This window comes from Bacillus sp. AFS055030 (genome assembly GCF_002574545.1).
Classification (GTDB): Bacteria; Bacillota; Bacilli; order Bacillales; family Bacillaceae_G; genus Gottfriedia.
Window position 1 is genome coordinate 99,513 of sequence record NZ_NUGT01000026.1, and the last position, 6,271, is coordinate 105,783.

The 6,271-nt window shown below is 32.5% G+C and carries 9 protein-coding genes; 1 reads left to right on the forward strand and 8 read right to left on the reverse strand.

From position 1 onward, the window contains the following. Window positions 1–79: 79 nt before the first annotated feature. Genes CN925_RS11790 through ruvA form a run of 3 tightly spaced genes read right to left on the reverse strand, consistent with a single transcriptional unit; the run spans window position 80 to window position 1,898 of the window. A complete protein-coding gene (locus tag CN925_RS11790) occupies window positions 80–277 on the reverse strand; it encodes a DUF2905 domain-containing protein (protein WP_056472616.1) in 198 nt (65 codons plus the stop codon). Then, the gene (gene ruvB, locus CN925_RS11795; protein ID WP_098846420.1) at window positions 274–1,275 is read right to left on the reverse strand and encodes a Holliday junction branch migration DNA helicase RuvB; all 1,002 of its coding nucleotides are present in this window, start codon (window positions 1,273–1,275) and stop codon (window positions 274–276) included. Before ruvB ends, CN925_RS11790 begins: the two co-directional genes overlap by 4 nt. 5 nt (window positions 1,276–1,280) lie before the next feature. Next, the gene (ruvA, locus tag CN925_RS11800; RefSeq protein WP_098846421.1) at window positions 1,281–1,898 is read right to left on the reverse strand and encodes a Holliday junction branch migration protein RuvA; all 618 of its coding nucleotides are present in this window, start codon (window positions 1,896–1,898) and stop codon (window positions 1,281–1,283) included. 195 nt (window positions 1,899–2,093) lie between these two features. Here ruvA and CN925_RS11805 point away from each other — a divergent pair, with 195 nt between their 5' ends. Beyond that, window positions 2,094–2,645: a GNAT family N-acetyltransferase gene (locus CN925_RS11805; RefSeq protein WP_098846432.1), complete on the forward strand. Its 552-nt coding sequence runs from the start codon at window positions 2,094–2,096 to the stop codon at window positions 2,643–2,645. An 86-nt stretch (window positions 2,646–2,731) separates the two neighbouring features. Here the strand turns inward: CN925_RS11805 and CN925_RS11810 are convergent, their stop codons facing one another. The 5 genes from CN925_RS11810 to CN925_RS21325 all read right to left on the reverse strand — a co-directional run. Beyond that, the gene (locus CN925_RS11810) at window positions 2,732–3,241 is read right to left on the reverse strand and encodes a BofC C-terminal domain-containing protein (RefSeq protein ID WP_180232939.1); all 510 of its coding nucleotides are present in this window, start codon (window positions 3,239–3,241) and stop codon (window positions 2,732–2,734) included. A gap of 230 nt (window positions 3,242–3,471) precedes the next feature. After that, entirely contained in the window at window positions 3,472–3,930 is a 459-nt protein-coding gene (locus CN925_RS11815) for a GNAT family N-acetyltransferase (RefSeq protein WP_098846423.1), read from the reverse strand. A gap of 22 nt (window positions 3,931–3,952) precedes the next feature. Continuing rightward, the gene (locus CN925_RS11820) at window positions 3,953–4,534 is read right to left on the reverse strand and encodes a TetR/AcrR family transcriptional regulator (protein WP_098846424.1); all 582 of its coding nucleotides are present in this window, start codon (window positions 4,532–4,534) and stop codon (window positions 3,953–3,955) included. A gap of 233 nt (window positions 4,535–4,767) precedes the next feature. Further along, window positions 4,768–5,532 carry a YhcN/YlaJ family sporulation lipoprotein gene (locus CN925_RS11825; protein ID WP_180232940.1) on the reverse strand — a complete coding sequence of 255 codons (765 nt, stop codon included), beginning with the start codon at window positions 5,530–5,532 and terminating at the stop codon, window positions 4,768–4,770. A gap of 241 nt (window positions 5,533–5,773) precedes the next feature. After that, a partial coding sequence (locus CN925_RS21325; protein ID WP_483295192.1) for a hypothetical protein occupies window positions 5,774–6,271 on the reverse strand: 498 nt, incomplete at its 5' end.

Consider the following 6,271-nt stretch of genomic DNA (forward strand, 5'->3'; position numbering starts at 1 on the left):
ACCTCATAAATTTCAGAGGTAAGGAGAAAGGGAGAGTATGCACTATTCCCTATTCCAAACTCTATTTATTCGTACTCTTTTATTTTCTCCCAAATAATGAAAAAATAAGTGAAAGTAAAATACTGATAATAATACATGTTACAATCGGAAAGTAAAACGATACATTTCCTTTTTTAATAAAAATATCGCCTGGTAGTTTCCCTACAAATCGAATAAACAATCCAACAACTAATAAGATAATTCCTAATGTAATTAGAATTTTTGACAGATCAATCATTGATTTGGCACCTGCAATCCAAAATGTTTGTATGTTAAATCAGTTACAATTCGTCCTCTAGGTGTCCTCTGAAGAAATCCAATTTGAAGTAAATATGGCTCATAAACATCTTCAATCGTTTGTGACTCTTCCCCGATCGAAGCTGCAATCGTATCAACCCCAACAGGTCCGCCTTTAAATCGCTCAATGATAGCTAGTAACAATTTATGATCGATATGGTCTAGACCTGCTTCATCTACCTGCATTTGGATTAATGAGTCTTTTGCTATTTCAAAGGTAATAATTCCACTCCCTTGAACTTGTGCAAAATCCCTAACTCTTCGTAATAAACGGTTTGCAATTCGAGGTGTTCCACGAGATCTTCTAGCTACCTCTAGGGCAGCATCATTTTCAATTTCCATTCCAAATAATTCTGCTGTCCTTTTAACGATCAATGCTAGCTGTTCAACTGTATAAAATTCTAATCGATTTAATACGCCAAAACGATCTCTAAGTGGTGAAGAAAGGAGACCAGCTCTAGTTGTTGCACCTATTAAAGTAAATGGTGGCAAATCAATTCTTACCGACCTAGCAGTTGCATCCTTTCCAATTACGATATCAAAGAAAAAGTCTTCCATTGCTGGGTAAAGTACTTCTTCTACAGTTCGTGGCAATCGGTGAATTTCATCGATAAACAATACATCACCTGGTTGAAGTGAAGTCAAAATAGCTGCTAAATCTCCAGGACGCTCAATTGCTGGTCCTGAAGTCGTTTTGAATCCAACACCTAGTTCATTCGCAATAATCGCTGCTAAAGTGGTTTTACCTAATCCAGGAGGACCGTATAATAGAACATGGTCTAAAGACTCATTTCGCATTTTTGCAGCTTCAATAAAAACTTGCAAATTCTTTTTAACTTTATCTTGCCCAATATATTCCCTTAATGATTGAGGCCTTAGTGAAAGCTCTTGATCAAGTTCCTCTCCACTACTTTCACTTGATAAAATTCGGTCATCCATTCCCATCACCTCTTAGCTTGCAATAGTAATTGAAGTGCTTTTTTAATATATTCATCAGTTGACAGTTTCTCAGTCTTTAATAACGGTGCGATTTTTTTAACTTCTTTTTCTGCATAGCCTAATGCTTTTAAAGCTTCAATTGCATCATCTAATGAAGATGCTGCATTTTCTTTTTCTTCAACTGCATCTAGATCAGTAAATAAATCAACTTGAACTGCTCCAAAGACTTTTTCAAGTTTTCCTTTTAAGTCAAGGATCATTTGCCTTGCTGTCTTTTTACCAACACCAGGAAATTTTGTTAAAAATACCTCATCCTCTTCCTCTATCGCTTGCACAATTTGATTTGGCTCTCCAGTCGCAACAATTGCCAAGGCACCTTTAGGACCGATTCCTGACACACTTAACAATTTTTGAAATAAAGTACGTTCATCTAGTGTTTTAAAACCATATAGCATCATAACATCTTCTCTTACATAATGATGAGTATAAACTTTTATGATTTCATTTGAAGGTCTAAAAACATATGGATTAGGAGTAAATAATTGATAGCCCATTCCATTATGATCAATTACTATATATTCTGGTCCAACCCATTCGATCTTTCCAATTATGTATTCGTACATGGTTTTCTCCCCTTTTTACATGTATTCCATTGTACCATAGATAGAAGAAGGAAAAAAATAGTCGACTGTCGAAAATAAAAATTTTATACATATGATTTAAATAAAAAATTTATTATAAAAATGACTATAAATATAAGTACACATTTTAAGCACAATACTTAAGAAAATCCATAGGGAGGCCATTTTGATTTGAACATGTTTCCAATTCTAAAGACCGAGCGACTTTATTTAAGAGAAATTAAAGTCACTGATCTTAATCGAATATTTACTATTTTATCAAGAGAAGATGTCACCAAATATTATGGACTAGATGCACTAAAAAATAGTAGTGAAGTATTGGACGTCATTCATCAGTTTAGAGAAATGTATGAAACGCGCACTGGCATCCGTTGGGGGATGATTGATAGTGAAACAAATAAATTAATCGGAACATGTGGTTTTACTGCGTATCAAGAACGAAACAAAAGGGCTGAAGTTGGCTATGAACTACACCCAGACTATTGGAGAAAAGGGTTTGCGACAGAAGCTTTAAAAGCATTATTATCATATGGATTTCATATTCTTCAACTAAATCGAATTGGAGCGATCGTTTATCCAGAAAATCTACCTTCCCAAAAACTTCTAGAAAAAATAGGATTTACGAATGAGGGGCTACTCCGCAAATATTTAGTACAAGGTAGTACAGCGCATGATACTTATGTTTATTCAATTTTGCGAAGTGAATGGGAAAGAAATGAGGTAAAGTGATTTGAACCTCCAAATACAAATCCACAAGGAGAATGAATTACCTTGTGGATTCTTTATTTAGATCATATATAGTTGAATTCCGAAATTCAATTTACGATTCTTTCATACTCTTTTAAATAATGTAATAGATAATCGTAATGATTTTTGGTCGATATTTTAATCCCTCTTTCTAGCTGCTTTTGTTTATTTACTTCTAATTTATTCGTATCGATTTGAAAAAAAGATTCAATAATATTATTTCCACTCGGTACTCCGATATATAAATTTAAAACTCCATTTGGATTTATTCCTAAATAGCCTTTCGACTTCAAAGTAGGTGAAAGATCATTTATTTTTTTCAATAGCACGATCTGATCATCATTTTCTTCTATGACTTTCCAACCCTTAAATTCTTTTTTTACTTGTCCCAGCGTTTTGTGTTGATTTATATAAATCTCCTCAATCACTTCACCGTTTATATATACTTTATGTAAAATGATTGTAATCCCCTTTTTGTTAGAACTCTGATGAAGATCATTATGAGCTGCCAATGTTTCAGTTTGTGCTGGAATTAAGAAAGCTAGTAAACAAACAAATAATAAAATGAACTTTTTCACAAACATCCACTCCTTTAGACAAAATCATACAAGCTTTTTTAGTTTGACCTTTCCTTTTATCTTTATCCAAGATGTTTAAAAGTTTTAAAATGCCATTAATCTTCTAAACAAAAAAAACCTAAAGAGTCGTCTTTAGGAAAGGGGTGAAAAAATGTTTTATGAACCTCAATCTAATTTTAGCATTTAACGATTTAAAGAGAATCAAATTAATATGAACACTTTATGAAAACTTAATTAAATTTATTTTCAAATAAAGATATAAAAAAATTAGGTGCCACTTCAATACTTTTTTGAAATTTAAATCCAAATGATTTATATAAATTAATGGCTGGTAGATTTTCCGATCCTGTTGAAACAATTATCTTTTTCTTTTTGGCAATTTCATTTAAAAAATAATCAACTAATTTACTAGCAATGCCCCGCTTAAAGTAACTAGGATGTACTACTAGTCTGCATATTTGATACTCGTTTTCGTCTTCTGAATAGGCCAAAAATCCTTTTAAATCATTCTCAATTACATAACCGATAAAGATTTCTTTGGATTCTCTAATACTTTCGACATTGTCCTTTAATTGCGGTATTCCTTCAAAATTGATTAGCTTTGCCTCTACCATATATGCAGGTAGCTGTACATTTAGAATTGAATTTGCCATTTTTTTATCTTTATTGTCTAATTTAAAAATCAACATTTTCTCCTCCTAACCCTGACCTCTAATCCTGACCTTTTGATAAACCATTTAGGATATAAAAGTTAAATAACTCAGTAATTTTTCTAGGACTTAGTGCTTCGTGCTCTTTCTCCCAATCGATTTTAAGTGTTGTATAAAGTCGAAACATGACCAAAGCAGTTATTTCTGGATCACATTCAACAATTTCTTTCTTTGCGATTGCTTCTTCAATTTTTTTCTGTATGTATAAAATGATTGATTGATTCAACCTTTTTAATGCGTCATGTACTACAGTAGTTCCAATTTCTTTTTGTTCCTGAAGTAACTTTATAGTCAATTCATGTTCATTGTGAAATGCAATAAATACTTCAATCCCTTTATGAGCTTTTTCAATAAATGAATCTTCATCATGAATGGATTGTTCTGCTAAAAATTTCATTTCAGCAATCAAATTATTAATGATTTCATCAAACAATTCTTCTTTATTTTTGAAGAAAGTATAGATTGTTCCCTTTCCAACGTTTGCTTGTTTGGCGATTTGACTCATTGTAGTTGCTTTATAGCCAAAAATAGTAAATGACTTTGTGGCAGCTTGTAAAATATTTTGCTTTTTCAAAAAACTCACCTCAAAATTCTCTATTTAACCAATTGACCACTTCGTACTTATGGTCAACCTAAAAATCACTTTACCATATTGTTTGAACCTCATCAAACGCATTAGTTAACTATGCTAAAACTAAAATGAATAATTTTTCTAAAGCATAGTGAAAACCGATTCCTAAAACTTACTATATTCACGATACTTTAAAAAAGGAAGAAGCAAGAAAGCTTCTTCCTTTTTAATGTAAAAATGGCTTGTTATCGGTTTGGATTAGTAGCATCCTTAACATCATTTTTTACATTACGATACATATGTTTAACATTTTTTTTTGTATCGTATAACACATTTTTAGTGGCATTTGGAACATTATTTGTAATGTTTTTTAAATTATTTAAAATTGTTCCATCAAATGTTACATATACTTTTTTACCAGTCGTGTATGGTGATAAAGTGTCTTTTATTTTAGAACGAAATGCGCTTTGATCAATATTTTCATTTACCAAATCTACTGCAACAAGAACCTGATCACCAACAGCAACCGTGGTTGCATTGTCTACATTTGACATTTGTTCTACTCGTTTAGAAATTTGGTCAGCAAACTTTCGTTCACCCGCATTCATATTAGTGTTGTAACTAATATTTGTATATGGTACAAGAGGAGCTGTGTTTAAATCATTATTATAACGAACTTGATCCATTGTGTAGTTTCTATTGAGGTTTCTTCCATATGTTCCATCATGGATTACGCCATCATTAGTATACTCACTACCTAATCCTTCATTTATACGATCATTTCCGAAGTGATTATTTCTCTTTGTGAAATAATCTTGGTTATTCGGATAGTTAACGTTTTCATAACGATCATTAACAGCATAAGGGTTCGTCGGTCTATTGAAGTTTACTTTATCATAACCAACATTTCTTTTATGGTCATTCATGGCATTATTGTCTGTTCCACAAGCAGATAATGTTAAAGCTGTTAGCAACGTACCTGTAGCAACGATAAGACCTTTTTTATTCAATATAAAACCCTCCCTTTAATTACAACCAATTGTAATACTAAAATTGTATTACAAAGTTAGGTTGACCTTTTTAAGTGGATTTTAAATTGTTAATTGATGGTTTGAAATTCATTTTAAGTAAAAAGTGGTCTCTGAAGGCTTTTACACGGAAATTAAATAAAACTCCAATTTATTCCTGTATCAAAATGGTTAAAATAAAAAAAAGACGATTAGAAATTAATCGCCTTTTACATAAAATTCTTTATTGTTCATCTTCCTCGAAATAAGGCACTCCGTATGAAGACTGATTTTGTGCATAAGGAGTAAATAATTGCGAATTTGGATCAAAATAAGGTTCTGATGCATCACGATACATAGGAGTATTAGGTCCTGTAGCATATGGTGACACAACTGGTCCGCCTTGGAACTTTGGATAGTCCATAGCTGGCATTGTTTGTGGGAAGTTTTCATTTGGTCCCATATATGCCGGTAATGTTTGTGGGAAGTTTGCGTTTGGTCCCATATATGCCGGCATTGTTTGTGGGAAGTTTCCGTTTGGTCCCATATATGCTGGCATTGTTTGTGGGAAATTTTCATTTGGTCCCATATATGCTGGCATTGTTTGTGGGAAATTTTCATTTGGTCCCATATATGCCGGTAATGTTTGTGGGAAGTTTGCGTTCGGTCCCATATATGCCGGTAATGTTTGTGGGAAGTTTGCGTTTGGTCCCATATATGCCGGCATTGTTTGTGGGAAGTT